Origin of the sequence: Bacteroides cellulolyticus, assembly GCF_025567135.1 — a bacterium.
GTDB lineage: Bacteria > Bacteroidota > Bacteroidia > Bacteroidales > Bacteroidaceae > Phocaeicola > Phocaeicola cellulolyticus.
This window is the reverse complement of sequence record NZ_JAOQJJ010000018.1, coordinates 22304-43258: the sequence shown is the minus strand read 5'-3', so window position 1 is coordinate 43258 and position 20955 is coordinate 22304. Positions and strand designations below refer to the sequence as shown.

At 40.7% G+C, this 20955-nt stretch carries 18 protein-coding genes; 3 read left to right on the top strand and 15 right to left on the bottom strand.

The genetic code is table 11. The features are described 5' to 3' along the window. Positions 1-71 precede the first annotated feature (71 nt). The 13 genes from OCV82_RS13010 to OCV82_RS12950 all read right to left on the bottom strand — a co-directional run bounded on the left by OCV82_RS13010 (position 72) and on the right by OCV82_RS12950 (position 14724). Positions 72-1928: an ATP-binding protein gene (locus tag OCV82_RS13010; RefSeq protein ID WP_262543697.1), complete on the bottom strand. Its 1857-nt coding sequence runs from the start codon at positions 1926-1928 to the stop codon at positions 72-74. A gap of 527 nt (positions 1929-2455) precedes the next feature. Beyond that, positions 2456-2941 (bottom strand): ferritin, encoded by a 486-nt coding sequence (locus tag OCV82_RS13005; RefSeq protein ID WP_154044794.1) that lies wholly within the window; start codon positions 2939-2941, stop codon positions 2456-2458. Between the two features lie 32 nt (positions 2942-2973). Continuing rightward, the gene (locus OCV82_RS13000) at positions 2974-5178 is read right to left on the bottom strand and encodes a sodium-translocating pyrophosphatase (RefSeq protein WP_154044793.1); all 2205 of its coding nucleotides are present in this window, start codon (positions 5176-5178) and stop codon (positions 2974-2976) included. A 637-nt stretch (positions 5179-5815) separates the two neighbouring features. After that, positions 5816-6289, bottom strand: coding sequence for a DUF456 domain-containing protein (locus OCV82_RS12995; RefSeq protein ID WP_154044792.1), 474 nt, complete (start codon positions 6287-6289; stop codon positions 5816-5818). Positions 6290-6495: 206 nt separating this feature from the next. Continuing rightward, complete coding sequence (gene galE, locus OCV82_RS12990) at positions 6496-7530, bottom strand: UDP-glucose 4-epimerase GalE (RefSeq protein WP_154044791.1); 1035 nt, start codon at positions 7528-7530, stop codon at positions 6496-6498. A 163-nt stretch (positions 7531-7693) separates the two neighbouring features. Continuing rightward, positions 7694-8293, bottom strand: a complete 600-nt coding sequence (gene rsxA / locus OCV82_RS12985) for an electron transport complex subunit RsxA (RefSeq protein ID WP_154044790.1) — start codon at positions 8291-8293, stop codon at positions 7694-7696. A gap of 19 nt (positions 8294-8312) precedes the next feature. After that, complete coding sequence (rsxE, locus tag OCV82_RS12980; RefSeq protein WP_154044789.1) at positions 8313-8897, bottom strand: electron transport complex subunit RsxE; 585 nt, start codon at positions 8895-8897, stop codon at positions 8313-8315. 19 nt (positions 8898-8916) lie between these two features. Then, positions 8917-9558, bottom strand: a complete 642-nt coding sequence (locus OCV82_RS12975; RefSeq protein WP_154044788.1) for an RnfABCDGE type electron transport complex subunit G — start codon at positions 9556-9558, stop codon at positions 8917-8919. Next, entirely contained in the window at positions 9555-10544 is a 990-nt protein-coding gene (locus OCV82_RS12970; RefSeq protein WP_154044787.1) for an RnfABCDGE type electron transport complex subunit D, read from the bottom strand. The genes OCV82_RS12975 and OCV82_RS12970 overlap by 4 nt, the downstream gene beginning before the upstream one ends. Before the next feature lie 24 nt (positions 10545-10568). Then, complete coding sequence (rsxC, locus tag OCV82_RS12965; RefSeq protein ID WP_154044786.1) at positions 10569-11906, bottom strand: electron transport complex subunit RsxC; 1338 nt, start codon at positions 11904-11906, stop codon at positions 10569-10571. Between the two features lie 36 nt (positions 11907-11942). After that, complete coding sequence (locus OCV82_RS12960) at positions 11943-12908, bottom strand: Fe-S cluster domain-containing protein (RefSeq protein WP_154044785.1); 966 nt, start codon at positions 12906-12908, stop codon at positions 11943-11945. 17 nt (positions 12909-12925) lie between these two features. Beyond that, complete coding sequence (locus tag OCV82_RS12955) at positions 12926-13354, bottom strand: SoxR reducing system RseC family protein (protein WP_154044784.1); 429 nt, start codon at positions 13352-13354, stop codon at positions 12926-12928. Between the two features lie 290 nt (positions 13355-13644). Then, entirely contained in the window at positions 13645-14724 is a 1080-nt protein-coding gene (locus OCV82_RS12950) for a phosphotransferase enzyme family protein (RefSeq protein WP_154044783.1), read from the bottom strand. Positions 14725-14929: 205 nt separating this feature from the next. Between OCV82_RS12950 and OCV82_RS12945 the strand changes: the two genes are divergently transcribed. From OCV82_RS12945 to OCV82_RS12935, 3 genes are all read left to right on the top strand, one after another. Beyond that, entirely contained in the window at positions 14930-15538 is a 609-nt protein-coding gene (locus OCV82_RS12945) for a tetratricopeptide repeat protein (protein WP_154044782.1), read from the top strand. 157 nt (positions 15539-15695) lie between these two features. Continuing rightward, positions 15696-17357 (top strand): putative transporter, encoded by a 1662-nt coding sequence (locus OCV82_RS12940; protein ID WP_154044781.1) that lies wholly within the window; start codon positions 15696-15698, stop codon positions 17355-17357. 32 nt (positions 17358-17389) lie between these two features. Next, complete coding sequence (locus OCV82_RS12935; protein ID WP_154044780.1) at positions 17390-19381, top strand: fructose-1,6-bisphosphatase; 1992 nt, start codon at positions 17390-17392, stop codon at positions 19379-19381. 96 nt (positions 19382-19477) lie between these two features. On the opposite strand, the gene panD is transcribed toward OCV82_RS12935, so the two are convergent. Further along, positions 19478-19828 carry an aspartate 1-decarboxylase gene (gene panD / locus OCV82_RS12930; RefSeq protein ID WP_154044779.1) on the bottom strand — a complete coding sequence of 117 codons (351 nt, stop codon included), beginning with the start codon at positions 19826-19828 and terminating at the stop codon, positions 19478-19480. Positions 19829-19842: 14 nt separating this feature from the next. Then, positions 19843-20688: a pantoate--beta-alanine ligase gene (gene panC, locus OCV82_RS12925; protein WP_154044778.1), complete on the bottom strand. Its 846-nt coding sequence runs from the start codon at positions 20686-20688 to the stop codon at positions 19843-19845. Positions 20689-20955 lie beyond the last annotated feature (267 nt).

The window sequence follows — 20955 nt, the reverse complement described above, 5'->3', positions numbered from 1 at the left end:
TGGAATAGAAAAATAATACTCGACCATTGAATATACAATGGCCGAGCGGCATTTTTTATATTTAATCGATTTTATCGGACAGCAATAATTTTGAAAAGAAATCTTCGTTCGAAAGCTTTGTCAAGATTATCTGCCAGATTAGTAGTAGCTATCAGAATACCATCAAGTTTCTCCATTTCCTCAAGGATAATGTTCTGAATCGTGTTCTCTGTCTGGTCAACACTGTTTCCTCCAGATATATCACGGCGTTTGGAGAATATTGCATCCGCCTCGTTGAAAAGCAATATAGGTTTGACTTTGGAACGCTTACATGCCTTTCTATAACGGTTGAAAATATCTTTTACTATTTTCTCACTTTCGCCATACCACATGCTTTTTGAAGCACTGATGTCAACATGTATGATATCGCGACCTGTTTTTCTTGCCCATTGCATTACTGACTCTGTCTTTCCTGTTCCTGGAGCTCCATATAACAGTACAGCAATACCTTTTGGCAATCCTTTTGCTTCAAGCTTGTCAACCAATGATTTATAATTACTCTCAGACTGTGCCTCACAAACCATCGAGAGTTGTTCACTTTCTTTATTTGAAAAGAACAGTCTCTTTTCCTTTATAGCAGATGCTGAAATAAAATCTTTGTTGTCAGATTTCATTATGTAAAACTCTGCATCTTCCTCAAAATAAAGCTGTTTGGCTTTGTCAGTAAGTTGAAGGACTGTATATTCTCCGAAAAGACTGCTCTTAGCAACCATCTCTACAAGTTCAAGTCGCTGGAGTTTATGCTGTTCTTCTTTGAAAAGTTTAATGTTTTCATTTCTTTCTTTTATCGGATAAAGTCTGACGAGTTCACTATTAATATTAATCACATCATTATTTACACAGGCATTACAAATCATATAGAATAATGCACGATAGTCTTCTTCCGGAACCAACTCTTTTATGTTTCTAATACATGTAAGGCTTGAATTATAATCTTCCAGTGTTTCAATCTTTGCAGACAATTTAGTGAGTACTCGTTTATTTTCTATATTATGTTCATTACTATAAATATAATCTTTAACAGTACGCACAAAAGAATATCTGTTTAGCTCCGAAAACTGTTTTCCAAATACTCTATAGTCATCTCCAAAAAAAAGATGTTTCCCGGTGTCTGTCAGAATTATATCGTCATAATCACCTAATATTTCTACCAAATCAGCCTGTATAAGGGGGTGCGTACCTTCAAGAAATAGTTTACGCTCGCGAAATTGATACCCAAACACTTCATACATTTCCGACAGAATATTGCTTAAAGACGAACGCCCATATCCGTCGTGATTAAAAAAATCATAACATATCTCATAAAACATTGTGCGAGAGTGAATATCGGGAATAATAGTTCTTAAATCTTTTACTATCTGCATCTCACAATTATCATCTTCAAGTGACTCTACAAACTGAAATAATACCTCTGCTGTGACATCTCCGTCATGAATCTGAGAATTCACCAATTTGCAGAAATCATACTTGTCGAACTCTTTATCAAGTAGATGTATCTTCCTGTATTCCGGTCTGTTATTCTCCAGTATGCAGTTTATAACATAATTAGTAACCATATAGTTATGACGTACTATACGGCATTCGTTAAGGTTGGTCTGTAATATATACCCTTTCTTCTGCAATGATTTTAGTGATGGCAAATACTCCATTATATCCAACTGTGTACAGTTGAAATAAGATGCAAGATCCTCAATACCAGAATTTTTACCGCTACAACTGCGGTCGAACATTGCTGTAAAAATTATCGCTTCATTTCTATTGTCCAAACCTATGTTTTCTTTCAATAACTCAAGCAATAATACCATTTCCTTTCCTTCCAATCCTTTAAGCTTACTGTCATGCAGTTTTGAAGCTGCTGCCTTAATCAATTGAATCAAAGTTTTTTCCATATCATTCTGTTTTATGCCACAAAATTGCATAGGAAGATATGCCAAATCCGGGCATAGCTTAATAAAAAAGTCAAATCCATCTATAAAAATCAGATTTTACTTTTATCATAAACATCCATATTATGAACATTGTATTACTTTTGTATCAATAGCAAGCAATAATACTTAAAAGAAAGAATGCAAAGCATGGGTAAATATTTTTTTAGGCCGAGAATCGGGGAAGACTATGACAAAGGGATACATGGGCTGAGTAAAAAAGCAAATAGCTCTCTACGATGCAGATGTTATCATTTATTGCGGCAACGCAAATGGACAGAATCTGATATTTGATTTTGTAAAATCCCAGTATCTGGACTACGTACAACTCGTGGATAAGATAGGTAAGCGAATTTACGACTCTCCTTCCACCAGAAAAAGAGTGATAGACAGTTATCATCACTATACGAGAATAGGATATATAAAAAAAGTGCTGCAACTTTGTCACTCTGACAAAATTGCAGCACTGAAATTATCTGCGTAGTCTCAAATTATTTGCGCTGTCCAAGTTTATCATCCAGGTATAGAATGCCTGAGTGGTCGCCGCAACGTTTCAATTTATCAACTATACCCTGAGCTGTTGCTTCTTCTTCAACTTGCTCGCGAACATATCCCCACAAGAAATCCTGTGAAGCTTTGTCTTTCACTTCGGAAGCGATGTTTACAAGATCGTCAATGAGTTGTGAGACATGGCATTCGTGTTTGTAAACATGTTCGAAGACTTCAAGTGGACTACCCCATCCCTGAGGAACAACGTCTATTTTGTCAACTTTAGCCTCACCACCACGCTTCATAAGGTAATCAGCCAAATTATATGCATGATCAAGTTCTTCCTGTGACTGTTTTCTCATCCATGAAGCAAATCCGTCGTAACCTTCTTTCTGGAGATAGAAAGACATTGAAAGATAAAGATTAGCTGACCACATTTCGGCAGTAATCTGCGCATTGATTGCGTTCTGTAGTTTTTCTGAAATCATAGTTTATAAATTTAATATATATGTTGATTATCCTATAACAAACTCCATGCCACTGTAAGCCCTGCCATGACTATGGCAACCATACTCATAAGCTTTATCAGAATATTCAGACTCGGTCCGGATGTATCTTTGAAAGGGTCGCCTACTGTATCTCCTACAACCGTGGCACGATGTACCTCACTTCCCTTTCCGCCGAAATTGCCTTCTTCCACATATTTCTTCGCATTGTCCCATGCTCCTCCTGCATTTGCCATGAATACCGCAAGCACGAAGCCTGATGACAATCCTCCAATAAGAAGACCTATAACTCCTGATACTCCGAACAAGAGTCCGGTAACTATTGGTGCTACTATTGCCAATACTGAAGGGAATACCATCTCACGCTGAGCTCCTTTGGTAGAAATCTGTACGCAGCGCGCATAATCAGGTTCTGCCTTACCTTCGAGTATTCCCTTTATCTCGCGGAACTGACGGCGCACTTCTTCTACCATATGGGCTGCTGCACGGCCTACGGCATTCATAGTGAGACCGCAGAACAGGAATGCCATCATACTGCCTATAAACATTCCGGAAAGTACCTTAGGATTCATTAGGGTTACATCATAGTATATCATGAAATCGGTGAAGCTGGCATCATGTATAGCTACACTTATTCCGTTTGGCAGCTCAAGAACTGTATTACCTATTCTCTCAAGACCTATTCTAATTTCTTCTATATAAGATGCAAGAAGAGCCAGTCCAGTAAGTGCTGCTGAACCTATTGCAAAGCCTTTTCCTGTGGCTGCTGTAGTATTGCCCAAAGAATCAAGTGCATCTGTACGCTTGCGGACTTCTGCTCCAAGACCACTCATTTCGGCATTACCTCCGGCATTGTCGGCTATAGGTCCGTATGCATCAGTGGCAAGTGTTATTCCAAGGGTTGAAAGCATTCCTACTGCGGCTATACCTATACCGTACAAGCCCATGCCAATGTTAGAAAGATCGAATCCTGAAGCAAGCCAATAGGACAATATAATTCCGGCCACGACTGCTATAACAGGTATAGTAGTGGAAACCATTCCAAGACCTATACCTGAGATAATGACTGTGGCAGGGCCTGTCTTTCCACTTTCGGAAAGTTTCTGGGTTGGCTTATAAGACTGTGATGTGTAATACTCTGTGGAACGTCCGATGATTATACCTACTATCAGACCTACTACTACTGCAAAAGATATGTTTACCCAATTTTTCATGTCGAGCATCCATAAGATAAAGAATGTGGCAATCACTATGAGGATTGAACTGAGGTTTGTACCCACAGAAAGGGAGTTGAGCAGATCCTTCATTCCGGCATCTTCGCGTGTACGTACTGCAAAAATTCCTATTATAGATAGTATGATACCTACGGCTGCGATAAGCATAGGTGCAATTACTGCCTTAAACTGCATTTCAGTATCACCAGTACCGATAAAAGCTGCAGCACCGAGAGCAGCTGTTGCAAGGATTGAGCCGCAGTATGATTCGTACAGATCGGCCCCCATACCTGCCACGTCGCCTACATTGTCGCCCACATTATCAGCTATGGTAGCCGGGTTACGCGGATCGTCTTCCGGTATTCCCACTTCAACCTTACCTACAAGGTCGGCTCCCACATCGGCAGCCTTTGTGTATATACCTCCTCCAACTCTGGCAAACAGAGCTTGCGTAGAGGCTCCCATACCGAATGTAAGCATTGTAGTGGTAATCATACAGAGTTTAGCCGTAGGATTTGCAGAATCGGCATCTATAACTCTGTCAAGGAGGATATACCAGAAAGAAATGTCGAAGAGACCAAGGCCGACAACCACAAGCCCCATAACAGCACCGCTACGGAAAGCTACCCTAAGACCTCTGTTCAGAGAAGTACGCGCGGCATTGGCAGTACGTGCAGAAGCGTATGTGGCTGTTTTCATACCCAGATAGCCTGATAATCCAGAGAAGAAACCTCCTGTAAGAAAAGCCACGGGAACCCAGTGGTTCTGGAGATTGAAACCGTATGCCATAATGGAGAATAATATCACCAGGACGATGAAAACTATAGTAACAACCGTATACTGCTGTTTCAGATATGACATTGCTCCCTGACGAACATGTAATGCAATCTTCTGCATCTGAGGTGTTCCTTCGCTTTCTTTCATCATCTGCCGGTAGAAATACCAGGCAAGTACCAAAGCCAGAATTGAGGCTACAGGCACTATCCAAAATAATCCTGTTTCCATAAGAATATGATTTTAAGTTTAATCGCTTTTCCCAAATATAGCGAAAGGTGAGAACATAGACAAATGAAAAAACATGTTTTTTCATATTTGGCTATGCCGAACCGCATCCTATATTATATAAATATAGCGACTATTTTTTAAAACGGAAACATACGGAGACAAAAAAGGCGCCATTCAGATATCTGTGAATGCCGCCGGCCATCTAAAGAACCCCCCAATTAAGGGTTCTTTTCATCTTTTGTTTTTCAAGTCTTACGTTATCCCTTTTCTTACTTTTTACCTATAACTAATCCTAAAACCTATTAAAACCTAACCATAAATCCTGAAAACTAAAAATCTCTCTCTCTTAACCTTAATCCAAAAAACTAATTCCTTGAAAAACCTCTTTACCTTTAAACTAATAACTTTAACCTAATACCTTAAATAATTACCTTAAGTCTAATCTAATACCTTAATATTTTGTGTAACTTATAGTTTTATAAGTCTTACTGGTTTCACAACCACGATGCAAAGGTAAGGGTAAAATTGATAAAAACAATATTGAAGAACATGTTTTTAACAAAAATGCCGCTTTTCTTGATTTATATCATTTATTGGATATAAAAACATTGTGTGCGATAACGGAAAACATATCATTTCAAATAAGTACACGTATCAGAAGAACTATAAAATACATACATAATGCTAGCTTTAAAACTGTTCCTAAAAGAAATCCTACTAGTGCACCGGTGCCTGAACGCAATGCTGATTTCATATCGGCATCACCCATTAGTTCGCCTGCCACTGCTCCGAGAAAAGGACCTAAAAGCAATCCCCAAGGAAGAAAAAACAATCCTACCACAGAACCAATAAAAGCGCCCCAACTCCCCCATTTGGTCCCTCCGCTGTATTTGCTTCCCAAGACAGGAATAAAATAATCGATAACCTGTGCTACTACAACCAGAAGCAACAGTATCAGAATCTGTGTAGTACTAAACTGAACCCTATCAGTGAAATGAAGCAACAGAAAACCTATATATGAAAGCGGTGGACCGGGAAGAGCCGGAAGAATACAACCCAGAAGACCGATAATCATAAACAATACCGAAAAAACGATCAATACTATATCCATATCTGCCAGTTTATTAAATTGAATACTGAAAAAAAAAGCTGCCCTCCGACTCACGTCGAAGAACAGCCACAACACAAACACAAAATAAAACACGACAAAACTACTATATCTGTGGTTTGCACAGACTTGTGTGAATATATTCGCATACATTCACACAATTCAGATAGTTTTATTTATAATTAGTTTTATTATTCTATTTGATTTAATTACATGATTCCTTTTTCACGCAAATGTACCTGCCAATTCCATGCAGAGCGTAGTGTGTCTTCGATAGAAGTTTCAGCTTTCCAGCCAAGTTCATTATTAGCATAAGAAGGATCTGCCCATACCTTAACGATATCACCTGCACGGCGAGGAGCAATCTGATAATTAAGTTTCACTCCTGTAGATGATTCAAATGCATTGATAAGCTCAAGAACTGACAAGCCACGACCTGTACCTACATTGAATACTTCTGAAGGCTGTTTCTGCTTACCTTCAAGGATACGGTTCATTGCTATTACGTGAGCCTTAGCAAGGTCAACTACATAAATGTAGTCACGGATACAAGAGCCGTCAGGAGTATCGTAGTCATCACCGAATACGCTCAATTTTTCACGGATACCCATAGCTGTCTGAGTGAGGAACGGTACAAGATTCTGTGGAACACCGTTAGGCAATTCACCGATAAGTGCAGATGGATGCGCACCAATAGGGTTGAAATAACGAAGTTTGATAGCCTTGATAGGAGAACCTGAAGCAATTGTATCGTCGATGATTTCTTCGTTGATCTGCTTTGTATTTCCGTATGGAGATTCTGCCTTCTTGATTGGAGCAGCTTCTGTTACAGGCAATACATCAGGCTGTCCATATACTGTACATGATGATGAGAAGATAATTCCTTTCACACCATGCTTAGGCATCAGCTCAAGTATATTTATCAAAGAAACAAGATTGTTACGATAATAAAGCAAAGGTTTCTGTACAGATTCGCCTACAGCCTTGCTTGCTGCGAAGTGAATAATACCTTCTATACCAGGATATTTTGTGAAAACAGCATCCATACCTTCATAGTCAAGGCAATCTACTTTTTCGAAAGCTGGACGAATGCCTGTAATCTGTTCGATGCTGTCAACTACATCAGCTCTTGAGTTTGAAAGATTATCTACGATGATTACTTCATAACCGTTGTTCTGCAATTCAACAACTGTGTGAGAACCGATGTAGCCTGTACCACCGGCAACCAGAATTCTTTTTTTCATAATTAAAGGTTTTTATATTTTTCTGTATAATAAAGTTTTAGACTTATTTCGAGCAAATATAATAAATAATATTCAGAATGCTATCAAATTAATGGAAAATATATAAAAAAATCCGGTATCTGGGGAGATACCGGATTTTCAAAGATACAATATTGTTTCCGTATTATATTCCAAACAATGCTGCAAGACCTTTATCGACACCTGAGAAGCCCATAAATGCCATAGCCAGCAAACCTGCTGTAACAAGGGCTATAGACATTCCCTGCATACCTTTCGGTATGTTTACGAGGCTGAGTTGCTCGCGGATTCCTGCAAATACTATAAGAGCAAGTGCAAAACCTAATGCTGTAGAAAAAGCATAAACAACACCTGTAAGCAAATCGAAGTCGTTCTGGATTACGAGGATTGTAACACCAAGAATACAGCAGTTAGTTGTAATAAGAGGCAGGAACACTCCCAATGCCTGATAAAGAGATGGAGAAACCTTTTTAAGGATAATCTCAACCATCTGAACCAATGCAGCGATGACAAGGATGAAAGCTATAGTCTGAAGATATCCCAGTCCGAAAGCATCGAGGACAAACTTCTGGATAACGTAAGTAACGATAGTCGCAAGAACCAACACGAATGCTACTGCCGCACCCATACCCATAGCTGTTTCAACTTTCTTTGATACTCCCAGGAAAGGGCAGATACCAAGGAACTGTGACAACACGATGTTGTTCACAAATATAGCTGTAATAAATATCAATATATATTCCATATAAAAACTCTTTTAAGGGTTATGCTTTCTTCAAGCGGTTTACAATAGCAATCAGATAGCCCAATACGATGAAGGCACCCGGTGCAAGAACGAATATCAGCATACCGTATTCTTCCGGCATGATTGCGATATTGAAAATCTTGCCTGTTCCGAGGAATTCACGTACACCGCCGAGCAATGTCAGCGCGATAGTGAAACCAAGTCCCATACCAAGTCCGTCGAACAGTGAAGCTATAGGATTGTTCTTTGCAGCAAAAGCCTCAGCACGGCCAAGAAGGATACAGTTCACCACGATAAGCGGAATGAACAGACCCAAAGTAGCGTAGAGGGCAGGAACGTATGCCTGCATTACCATCTGCAATACTGTCACGAATGATGCTATGACCACGATGAAGATAGGAATACGAACCATGTCAGGCACAAGTTTCTTGATAGAAGAGATTACAATGTTTGAACATATAAGCACGAACATTGTAGCGAGTCCCATACCCATACCGTTGATGGCAGAAGATGTTGTACCCAAAGTAGGACACATACCCAAAAGGAGAACGAAAGTAGGATTTTCCTTAACGATTCCGTTCATCAATACTTTAAAATTATTCATAATCTTACTCCTCTCCTGTTTATTTGTTTTCTACATTTTCAGTTTTCTCTTCGGCAGCAGCCTGCTGAGTTGCACCGCTTGTACCGTCAACATGCTGGTTCTTGTATGCGCCGTATGCGCTGTTCACTGCAGCAAGGAATGCTCTTGTAGTGATAGTAGAAGCAGTGATGGCATCTATCTGACCACCGTCCTTTGACACAACCAAAGGAGCTTCGCCAGGATTCTTGCCTGTGATATCGCCTTTGGCACCTTTCTTGAACCAGTCGGCAGCCTTGGAACCCAGTCCCGGAGTTTCTGCGTGGCTCAACAATGAATAGTCGATGATGTTTCCTTCAACATCGAAACCAACAAGGACTTTCAGTTCGCCACCGAATCCCATAGATGAAGATTCTACTGCAGCACCAATAAACTCGCCACCTTTTGTAGCCTTGTAAATTTTATATGAAACACCGTCAACATCGATTGTTTCAGGAGCTTCCGCAGGGTTATTGTCGAAACCTGGAACTACTACTGCTATAGCGTCGCTCAATGTCTTTGCATTGGCCTGTGCTATAGGTTCGGCAGTCACCTTATTCACCCAGCCCAATATTGCTCCTGCCACTACAGAGAAACCTGTCAGGGCGAGAGCCATATTCTTCAATGATGATTCTAGCTTTTTCATTTCTTTACTACCTCCCCGAATCTTTTAGGTTTGCAATAAGTATTGATTAGCGGAGTGAATGCGTTCATGATGAAGATAGCGAACGACATACCTTCCGGATAGGCACCGAAAGTACGGATAAGTACTGTTAGGAAACCTATGGCAATACCGTAGATAATCATGCCTTTGTGGTTCATAGGCGATGTAACATAGTCTGTAGCCATAAAGATGGCACCCAGCATAAGACCACCGGTGAACAGATGAGTAAGTCCGTCGGCATATTTTGCAGGGTCAACCAGGTTCAGCAGTGTAGCGAATACGAATACTGTAGCGATGATAGACACTGGAATATGCCATGTGATGATTTTCTTCCACAACATATATACCAGACCCAACAGCAATGCCAATGCACTGATTTCACCGATACATCCCGGATTGTTACCGAGGAACAGGTCCATAGTAGAAGGAAGCTGTTCGAGAGCAGCAGCGTCACCGTTTACAGCCATTTTCATAAGAGCGAGTGGAGTAGCTGCTGTTTCTGCATCTGTATAAGCTGTAAGTTGACCAGCTACCGGCCATGAAGTCATCTGTACAGGGAAAGAGATAAGCAGGAAGATACGTCCAACCAATGCAGGATTGAAAGGGTTGCATCCCAATCCGCCGAAAGTCATCTTACCGATACCGATTGCTACAAGGGCACCGATGATGATAATCCACAAAGGAAGGTTTGACGGAAGGTTGAAGGCAAGAAGCAGACCTGTAAGTGCTGCCGAACCGTCGAGTATGGTTGTACGTTCGCGTTTCAGAATGAACTTGGTAATCGCCCATTCGAAGAACAAGCACGCTGCAACAGATGTGAGCGTAACGATTACAGCCCCAAGACCGAACATATAGAATGACACGAGCAAAGCAGGTATCAAGGCTATGATTACACCGTACATGTTTTTCTGTACGCTGTCGCCGCTGTGTACATGGGGTGATAAAGATACTATTAATTTATTAGCCATAGTTATTCGATAAATTTCGATTGATTATTTTTTAGCATTGCGTGCACGGATAATCGCACCTACTTTGCCTTTACCTAAACGGATATAGTCAAGCATTGGACGGCGTGAAGGACATGTGAACTGACATGAACCACACTCTATACATGACATAATCATTTCTTTCTCTACGCGTTCCCAGTCGCCATGAGCAGAGCATGTAGCCAGAAGGAACGGTTCAAGTCCCATAGGACATGCGTTTACACATTTTGCACAACGGATACATGGCATAGCCTCTGCACGTGAAGCTTCCTTATCGTTCATGATAAGAACACCTGAACTACCCTTGCAGATAGGAACTTCAGTATTGGCAAGTGCCTTACCCATCATAGGACCACCACCGATTACCTTTCCTGTATCTTCAGGCAGACCTCCGGCAGCTTCGATAAGCTGGCTCATCGGTGTACCCATACGTGTCAGGAAGTTTGAAGGATTCTTCAGTGATTTACCAGTAACTGTAACCACGCGTTCGAACAACGGTTTGTTCTTCTGTACAGCTTCGTAAACAGCATATGCTGTACCTACGTTCTGAACTACGGCACCTACATTGATAGGAATTGCTGGAGGGGCAGGAACCTGACGGCCGATAACAGCATCGATAAGCTGTTTTTCACCTCCCTGAGGATATTTAACTTTCAGAGGAACAACTTCAATACCTTTGTACTGAGCTGCCTTTTCTGTCATCAGCTTGATAGCATCAGGCTTGTTGTTCTCAATACCGATGTAAGCCTTGTCAACTTTTACGGCTTTCATTAAAATCTGTACACCAACCAAGATTTCGTCAGCTTTTTCAAGCATCAGACGGTGGTCTGCAGTAAGATAAGGCTCACACTCTACAGCGTTGATGATAACGCATTCAGCCTTACATCCTGGAGGAGGAGTAAGTTTGACATGAGTTGGGAAACATGCACCACCCATACCTACTACACCTGCGTTCTTGATCTTAGCTACTATTTCTTCCGGGGTAAGATTACATACCTTAACCAGTTCAGTACTACGGTCGATTGATTCTTCCCATTCATCGCCTTCCACATCGATGAAGATAGCCGGTTTGCGGTAACCGCTGGCATCAATAACGCTGTCCACCTTGTTCACCTTACCTGATACTGAAGAGTAAATAGCAGCCGAAACGAAACCGCCTGCTTCGGCAATCTTAGTACCAACCTTCACTACATCACCCTTCTTTACGATGGCTGTAGCCGGTGCGCCTATATGCTGAGACAAAGGGAAAACAGCCTGTTTGGGGAGGGCAAGCGTTTCTATCGCCTTGCCTGCCGACAACTTGTTTTCTGCCGGATGGACTCCACCTATTCTAAATGTTTTCACGTTTATATCGTTTAATATTGTTACTAATCGGATTAATTATGCTTCTGCCTTTGGAGCTTCCTGTGCAGGAGTTTCTGCTTTTGGCTGTTCTGTTGCTGGTTTTTCAACCTTTGGAGCTACTGCCTCTGCTTTAGGAGCGGCAGCTTCAGCCTTTGGAGCAGTTTCTTCAGCAGGTTTTGCCTTTCTAGGAGGGAAGTTCACAGCAATGATTGCATTCTGAGGACATTCCATTTCGCACTTACGGCATGACTTACATTTTGCAGGATCGATGTAAGCAAGATTGTTTTCAAGAGTGATAGCCTCGAACGGACATACCTTGACACACTTGCCGCAACCGATACATGCTGCAGTACAAGCCTTGCGGGCAACTGCACCCTTATCTTTGTTGACGCACTGAACGTAAACACGGCGGTTGTTCTTTCCTTTCGGACGGATTTCGATGATTGAACGAGGACATGCCTTGGCACAAGCACCGCAGGCAGTACACTTGCTTTCATCTACTTCAGGAAGTCCTGTTTCAGGATTCATCTTGATGGCACCGAATGTACAAGCCGACACACAGTCACCACAGCCAAGACATCCGAATGTACATCCTGACTCTCCACCGTAAGTAGAGTTAGCCACTACACATGAGCGTACACCGTCATACTTAGTAAGTTTAGGACGGTTGGCACATGTACCGTTACATCTCACTACAGCTACCTTAGGTTCTGAAGCAGCAGCTTCAAGACCAAGAATGGCAGCTACTTTTTCCATTGTAGGCTGTCCGCCTACAGGACACAGTTTACCTTCAAGTGAACCGGCTTTAACGCAAGCTGCGGCAAAACCAGAACATCCAGGATAACCACATCCACCGCAGTTAGCCTGAGGAAGCACTTCGCTTACCTGAGCAATTCGCGGATCTTCGTACACAGCGAATTTCTTAGATGCTGCATACAGAATTACTGCTGCAACCAAGCCGATGGCTCCCAATGAAATTACTGCAATTAAAATTAAATCCATAAATTAAAGTTAGTTTATTAATTATTTATTGTTTCCAATGTAAATGAGAATGTGCGACTGATTTTGTTCCTCAACAGATATATTATTATATAATAAGGTATAAGGGTGCATAAAGAGACTAAAGCAGATGTAGCCTCATCTCCATCTGTAATTCTCATAGTAACAAACAAGGCAACAAAGAGCACAACGAAAGGCAATACGAATGCCAGTAAAACGGCTTTCATACCCATCGAGGTAGTGCCGCATACCATTACCTGCTGTCCTACCGAACAACAATCAGCACTTTCCTTATCATGTATATCGATTATCTTTTCCTTGGTTTCGGAAACATTACAGTGACTTTTAGCACTGCACGACGAGCACGCCGAACTCTGAAGAATCTTGACTCTAACGTGAGAGCCGTCTATGCTTTCCACAATTCCAAGGTGTTTTATATTATTATTCATTTTGCAAACCACACTTTACAAATACGGAGCAAATGTACAACATTTTTTCAATACCCGTTATCGTTAACGGGATTTTTTTTGTGAAAAAAATCCAATTCAGAAGCACTTCTACGACATTATGATTAAAAAACACAAAAAAGAACCATATCCAATGAACAATCCGACAGCAATATCGGAATATAAAGGATAAAGTTCTTTTCATATTTCCAGTTGAAACAGAGCAAATGTATAATGAAGATTATACTCACACGCAGATGTAACTTTACATAACACCTGCGTGCGACACTTAATTATATAAGAGAATTGATATAATCTTTCATTTCGCCCATTGCAGCCTTAGTTTCTTTATAAAGCTTATACTGCGCAAGCGTTCTTACATAATTATGCTCCGGATATTTAGTCTGATAGTAAGTGTCTCCATTAATATAGTCTGTAAGGAAACGTACAGCCTGCATATAAGGGAACAGTGTTACGGCATAAGGAAGCAGTTCTATCTCAAGCGGAGTGAGGAAACATTTTGCCGATTCAATATATCCTTTTGCAAATGATTTGAAGATTTCAAAATTAAACTTGACATTATCAAGATTTTCATCGTCTTCCTGACCTGTATTTGCAGCAGAACGGAGGAAATCACCGAAATCAGAAAATACAAAGCTTGACATTACTGTATCAAGGTCGATGATACAAAGGACATTTCCCTCCTTGTCGAAGAGCATATTGCTGACTTTAGTATCACAATGGCATATACGTTTAGGAAGTTTACCTTCTCTATAATATCTTTCCGCACAACACATGTCGTAAGCATCCTTGTCTATCTCAGCAACAAGATCGCGTACCTTGTCAAGGCGTCCGGCAGCGTTAGCCTCAACAGCATCGTGAAGCTGTTTCATTCTGAACTCCATATTATGGAAATCAGGGATTGTTTCCTCGAGCTGACATGGCAGATCGGACAACATAGCTTCAAACTCACCGAATTTCAGTCCGACAAGATATGATGATTCAGGTGTAACGGCATCAAGTGTAAGAGAACCTTCAACGAACACGCATGCGCGCCAATACTTCTCACCGTCAAAATAATATGTCTTACCATTATCTGTTACAGCAAAACGAAGAACTTTCCTGTCAAGATCCTTTTCACCAGCAGCTTCAAGCTTCTTGCGGATATGTCCTGTTACACATTCGATGTTATTCTGCAATAAATCGACATTCTTGAAGATATTATGATTTATACACTGAAGTATAAAGTTTGGAATACCTTCCTGTGTAGTGACAAGATAAGTCTGATTGATAAGTCCTGCAGTCAAAGGTTTGACTGACTCTACATTTTTGATTTCCGGAAATTTTTCAATGATTTGATTTAATGAATTCATGGTTATAACAAGTTTTAAAAATTTTCATTCTATATAAATTGCCATCACCGGATAGCAAAACAAGGTTTATTTTCAGTCTTAGATTTATTTAGATGCGACAAAGATAGAAGTTTTTTATATATTATCGTATTTTTTGTCCGCTTTTCTTTGCAGGTAAAATAAAACTTTATAGTTTTGCGACCAAACTTTAAAATTAAATAGCGACATGAAAACCACTGGAAAAACTATTATCACATTATTATTTATAATGTTGTTCTGCGGAACTTCATACGCAGAAAATATCAACCGTCCGGAATCTGACAATTATATCAACGGAGTGACTGCACTCAACAACGGTGATATAGAAACAGCCTATAAACTTCTAAACGAAGAAATAGAGTGTAATCCTGAAAACGGATATGCGCATTGTTATATGTCACTCATCTGCAATGCATGCAACGACATAGTATTGGCTATGAAAGCTGCAAACTCAAGCATTGAGTTAATTCCGGAAAACGACAAGGAATACCGTTCATTTGCATATTACACAAGAAGTATCCTTTGGGGAAATCTGAAAAAATGGGACAATGCAATATGCGATATCAACAAATCAATAGAACTGAATCCGAACGATGCCGAAAGTTTCAAGACCAGGGCTGAGATGTATATGAATACAAAACACTATGAAGAAGCTATTGACGACTTGAACAAGGTTCTTACTCTTGACAAGAACGCAGACGTAACAGATCTGATGATGAAACTTATAGAGTCTGTTCCAACAGATGAACTTGCAGAAAAAGTGACTAATGTCATGGGACTTATGTCGCTTAAATAATACATTTCTTTAAACCAACCCAACCCTTTCATTACTGTACAACACAGTGTGGAAGGGTTATTTTTTTACTATAAAGAGAAATACTTTTATCAATCCTTGCCAAAAATAAAATAACATAATATAAACATTCATCAAAAAAAGTGTGTAAATTTGCGGCATGGAATGGTTTACAGATTTATTTTTTGAGCATTCAGCCTTACAGGCTGTCATTATATTGTCGCTTATCACAGCTATAGGATTGGGATTTGGGAAACTCCATCTGTTCGGAGTTTCGCTGGGAGTGACATTCGTATTTTTTATCGGGATTCTGGCCGGTCATTTAGGCTTTTCCATCGATCCGCAAATGCTTATCTACGCAGAAAGTTTCGGACTGGTTTTATTCGTCTATTCATTAGGGCTACAGGTTGGTCCAGGCTTCTTCAGTTCCTTTCATAAAGGAGGCTACAAACTGAATATGCTAGGACTTGGAGTGATATTGATAGGTACGGCAATGGCTGTAATAATAAGCAAGACAGCATCCGTTCCGCTTTCGGATATGGCAGGTATTTTGTGCGGAGCCACTACAAACACTCCGGCACTAGGTGCGGCACAGCAAACATTGAAACAACTGGGCGAGCCAACCAGCGGAGCTGCTCTGAGTTGCGCCATCACATATCCTTTGGGAGTTGTAGGCGTAATTTTGGCAATAGTAGTACTGAAAAAGCTAGTAGTAAGACCCAAAGATATGGAAAGTCATGACCACGACGACACCAATCACACCTACATCGCTACTTTCCAGATTCACAACCCGGCAATATTCAACATGAGCATACAGGATATAGCAAAGTTGAGCTATCCTAAATTTGTCATATCACGACTCTGGAGAGACGGAAATGTAAGTATCCCAACATCAGAAAAGATTCTGAAGGAAAACGACAGGATACTGGTCATCACTACAGAAAAAGATGCCCCTACCCTGACTATACTTTTCGGAGAGCAGGAAAACAGGGATTGGAACAAGGAAGATATAGACTGGAACGCTATAGACAGCCAGCTGGTTTCGAAACATGTAGTAATTTCACGCCCTGAAATAAACGGAAAGAAACTGGGTAGCCTGAGACTGAGAAACTCATACGGTATAAACATCAGCCGTGTGACACGAAGCGGAGTACAGCTGCTTGCCACACCGGGGCTTGTACTTCAACTGGGAGACAGACTGACGGTAGTAGGCGAAGCTGCAGCAATACAGAATGTAGAAAAAGTGCTTGGAAATACAGTAAAGACACTGAAAGACCCTAACATGGCATCTATATTCATAGGTATAGTGCTTGGCCTTATCATCGGGGCAATACCTATCAGCATACCGGGAATAAGCTCGCCTGTAAAATTAGGCCTTGCCGGTGGCCCTATTATAATAGGAATACTGATTGGTGCATACGGTCCGCGCCTGCACCTGGTGACATACACTACTCGAAGCGCCAATCTCATGCTTAGAGGTATCGGACTTTCATTATATCTGGCATGTCTGGGACTGGATGCCGGAGCGCATTTCTTCGAAACAGTAATGAGACCTGAAGGTGCGCTGTGGATAGGCATAGGATTTGCCATCACATTCATCCCTGTAGTGATAATGGCAATTGTATCAATGAGAATATTCCATCTTGACTTCGGAAGTACCTGCGGAATGCTTTGCGGAAGTATGGCAAACCCAATGGCACTGAATTATGCCAACGACATTATACCGAATGACAATCCTGCGGTAAGCTATGCTACGGTATATCCGCTGGGTATGTTCACCAGAGTGATAATGATACAAATCATATTGATGCTATTTTTATAGAAATAAACCAATCATAAAATAAATCTAAAGCCATGACAGTAACAAACAAGGCAAAAATAGAGGAAATCAAAAACGATTTAAGGTATCTGGAACTACTGTCGCAAAGTTTCCCGACAATAGCTGCCGCAAGTACTGAAATTATAAACCTCGAAGCCATACTCAATCTTCCAAAAGGAACAGAACACTTTCTGGCAGACCTTCATGGGGAATATGAAGCATTCAATCACGTACTGAGAAATGCTTCCGGCGCCATAAAAAGAAAAGTAAACGAGATATTCGGAAATACTCTTAGAGAGGCTGAAAAGAAAGAATTATGTACTCTGATATATTACCCGGAACAAAAACTGATCAGGGTAAAGGAAACAGAAGAAGATATGAACGACTGGTACGTGATTACGCTGAACCAACTGGTAAGCGTATGTCAGAACGTATCGTCGAAATACACACGTTCGAAAGTAAGAAAGGCATTGCCTGAAGAATTCTCATACATAATACAGGAGCTTCTGCATGAAAGCAGCACTACGCAGAACAAGCAGGCATACATCAATGTAATTATCAGCACCATTATAGAAACAGACAGGGCTGATGATTTCATAATCGCCCTTTGCAATCTTATACAAAGACTTACCATCGACTCACTGCATATTCTTGGAGATATCTTCGACAGAGGTCCGGGCCCACATATCATAATGGACACACTGTGCAACTATCATAACTTCGACATACAGTGGGGAAACCACGACATACTATGGATGGGAGCTGCTGCAGGAAACAAATGCAGTATAGCAAATGTTCTGCGTCTGGCAATGAGATATGGCAATCTGCCTGCCTTAGAAGACGGATACGGCATCAACCTGCTTCCGCTCGCTACATTCGCAATGGAAGCGTACGCTGACGATCCATGCACCCAGTTCTATCCAAAAGAGTATGACGCACAGTACAGCGACAAGACACTGCGCATGATAGCACAGATGCATAAGGCCATATGTATAATACAGTTCAAGCTGGAGGCCGAAATAATAAAACGCAGACCGGAATTCGAGATGGAAGACAGAATGCTCCTCCATCATATTGATTTCGAGAAAAAAGTCTTGAAATTGGGTGACAAGGAATATGAGATGAGAGATTGCCTCATGCCTACTGTCAATCCTAATGATCCATACAGGCTTACGGAAGAAGAGGCTGATGTGGTGAACAAGCTTTATGATTCATTCACAAGAAGCGAAAAGCTCCGCAAACACATGAAATGTCTGTTCAGATACGGATGTATGTATAATGTGTGCAACTCCAACCTCCTTTTCCATGCCTCAATGCCTCTTAACGAAGACGGAAGTCTGAAAGAAATAAGTATAGGCGACAAGAAATATAAAGGTAAGGAACTGCTCAATAAAGTAGGTCAGCTTATACGTACTGCCTATTTCGCCGACAAAGACAATGAAGAAAAGGACTTTGCCATAGACTATGTATGGTATCTGTGGTGCGGCAAGGACTCTCCTGCATTCGACAAGAGCAAGATGGCCACTTTCGAAAGATACTTCCTGACAGACAAGGAAACCCATAAGGAGATAAAGGGATATTACTATTCGAAGAGAAATGATGAAGCCGTGTGCGACATGATTCTTGATGAGTTCAACGTAGAAGGTGAACACCGCCATATCATCAACGGACACGTTCCTGTAAAAGCCGTCCAGGGTGAAAAGCCTATAAAAGCTAACGGAAAACTTATGGTTATTGACGGAGGATTTTCTAAAGCATACCAGCCTGAAACCGGTATAGCCGGATATACATTGGTATATCACTCACGAGGTTTCCAGCTCGTACAACACGAACCTTTCACTTCTACGCAAGCTGCCATAGAGGAAGGTAAAGACATCAAATCTACAACTCAGATAGTAGAGCTAAGTACAAAGCGTATGATGGTGAAAGATACTGATAAAGGCGAGGAGCTGAAAATTCAAATTGAAGACTTGAAGAAACTTCTCATAGCATACAGAACAGGTATCCTGAAAGAGAAGGCCTTATAACAGATAGAAAAAACGATTAGGCATTTAAGAAAAAACGCTTTGACGTTTTATGTAAAACGTCAAAGCGTTTTTTCTGCATATATAGCAAGTATAAAATTACACCAACTTGTTGGTACAAGTATCAGGGAAAATCACTGAAGGTTTGAACGTCTTGGCTTCCTCAAAATCCATAAGAGCGTATGAGATTATTATCACAATATCTCCTACCTGTACCTTGCGTGCTGCAGCCCCATTCAGACATATACATCCTGAGCCACGCTCTCCCTTTATTACATAAGTCTCAAATCTTTCACCGTTATTATTGTCAACGATGTGCACTTTCTCGCCGGCAATTATATTTGCAGCATCAAGCAGATCCTCGTCAATTGTGATACTGCCAACGTAATTGAGGTTAGACTGAGTGACTGTGACGCGGTGTATCTTCGACTTCAATACTTCTATCATCATAGTTTTTACTGGGTTTATTCTTTATATTTAATATTATCAATCAATCTGACTTCGCCACAGAACACTGTGATGCATCCCACAATATATTTGCTGTCATCCCATGAAGAAACAGTCTGCAATGTATCACCGTCAACTACCTCAAAGTATTCCAATCGCAAACCTTCAGATGCAGCTATTCTGTCCTCTACATATTGTTTTGTCTCGGCAAGCGTATGCAGTTTTGCAAACTCCAGGCTATCAAACAGAGTCTTCGAAATCTGCAATGCTTGAACTCTCTGTTCTGCAGAAAGTCTTGCGTTTCTACTGCTCAAAGCCAAACCGTCAGCCTCGCGCACTATAGGGCAACCTACAATCTCAAGATTAAAAGGATACTTGCGTACCATCTCACGGATTATAGCAAGCTGCTGGAAATCTTTCTCACCAAAATAAGCCTTGTCAGGCTCAACTATCATGAAGAGCTTACTTACAATCTGGCAAACTCCATTAAAGTGTCCCGGACGATACTTACCTTCCATAACAGTATCAAGCGGAGCATAACTGAACTGACGTGTATCAGGCTCAGGATAAATTTCTTCTACCGAAGGAGCAAAAACAAATGCTGCACCATGTTTCTCAAGCAAAGCACAGTCGGCTTCCAAAGTTCTTGGGTATTTCAACAAATCATTTTTGTCATTGAACTGAGTAGGATTGACAAAATCGCTGACCACTACCACGTCGTTTTCCTTTACCGCACGCTTTACCAAAGAAGCGTGTCCGTCGTGCAAAGCACCCATAGTAGGGACTAAACCTATTGACTTTCCTTGCTTACGAACTGCCTGCAACTCGCTGCGCAGTTCACTGATTGTCTGAATTAACTTCATTTCTTTCTTATAGTTTATACTATTCTATATTAAGTCTATATACAGAGCTATTATATAGTTCCTGAAATCGGGTGCAAAGTAAACCATTATTTACCACATAATGAAAGATAAATACAAAAAAGTGTCGTTTTTAACTCACTAACAAGCTGAAAAACGGTTGTAAAATGAATTATTTCGCATAAAACCAAAACATGTTAACATACTATAAGGATTTATTTGAAACTGCATTTTTTAATATACCTTTTTTTTTGTAACTTTGCAAAACAT

Coding starts and splice junctions, on each gene's coding strand:
- OCV82_RS13010 (WP_262543697.1), bottom strand. CDS start 1,928: ATGGAAAAAACTTTGATTCAATTGATTAAGGCAGCAGCTTCAAAACTG.
- OCV82_RS13005 (WP_154044794.1), bottom strand. CDS start 2,941: ATGATTTCAGAAAAACTACAGAACGCAATCAATGCGCAGATTACTGCC.
- OCV82_RS13000 (WP_154044793.1), bottom strand. CDS start 5,178: ATGGAAACAGGATTATTTTGGATAGTGCCTGTAGCCTCAATTCTGGCT.
- OCV82_RS12995 (WP_154044792.1), bottom strand. CDS start 6,289: ATGGATATAGTATTGATCGTTTTTTCGGTATTGTTTATGATTATCGGT.
- galE (WP_154044791.1), bottom strand. CDS start 7,530: ATGAAAAAAAGAATTCTGGTTGCCGGTGGTACAGGCTACATCGGTTCT.
- rsxA (WP_154044790.1), bottom strand. CDS start 8,293: ATGGAATATATATTGATATTTATTACAGCTATATTTGTGAACAACATC.
- rsxE (WP_154044789.1), bottom strand. CDS start 8,897: ATGAATAATTTTAAAGTATTGATGAACGGAATCGTTAAGGAAAATCCT.
- OCV82_RS12975 (WP_154044788.1), bottom strand. CDS start 9,558: ATGAAAAAGCTAGAATCATCATTGAAGAATATGGCTCTCGCCCTGACA.
- OCV82_RS12970 (WP_154044787.1), bottom strand. CDS start 10,544: ATGGCTAATAAATTAATAGTATCTTTATCACCCCATGTACACAGCGGC.
- OCV82_RS12960 (WP_154044785.1), bottom strand. CDS start 12,908: ATGGATTTAATTTTAATTGCAGTAATTTCATTGGGAGCCATCGGCTTG.
- OCV82_RS12955 (WP_154044784.1), bottom strand. CDS start 13,354: ATGAATAATAATATAAAACACCTTGGAATTGTGGAAAGCATAGACGGC.
- OCV82_RS12950 (WP_154044783.1), bottom strand. CDS start 14,724: ATGAATTCATTAAATCAAATCATTGAAAAATTTCCGGAAATCAAAAAT.
- OCV82_RS12945 (WP_154044782.1), top strand. CDS start 14,930: ATGAAAACCACTGGAAAAACTATTATCACATTATTATTTATAATGTTG.
- OCV82_RS12940 (WP_154044781.1), top strand. CDS start 15,696: ATGGAATGGTTTACAGATTTATTTTTTGAGCATTCAGCCTTACAGGCT.
- OCV82_RS12935 (WP_154044780.1), top strand. CDS start 17,390: ATGACAGTAACAAACAAGGCAAAAATAGAGGAAATCAAAAACGATTTA.
- panD (WP_154044779.1), bottom strand. CDS start 19,828: ATGATGATAGAAGTATTGAAGTCGAAGATACACCGCGTCACAGTCACT.
- panC (WP_154044778.1), bottom strand. CDS start 20,688: ATGAAGTTAATTCAGACAATCAGTGAACTGCGCAGCGAGTTGCAGGCA.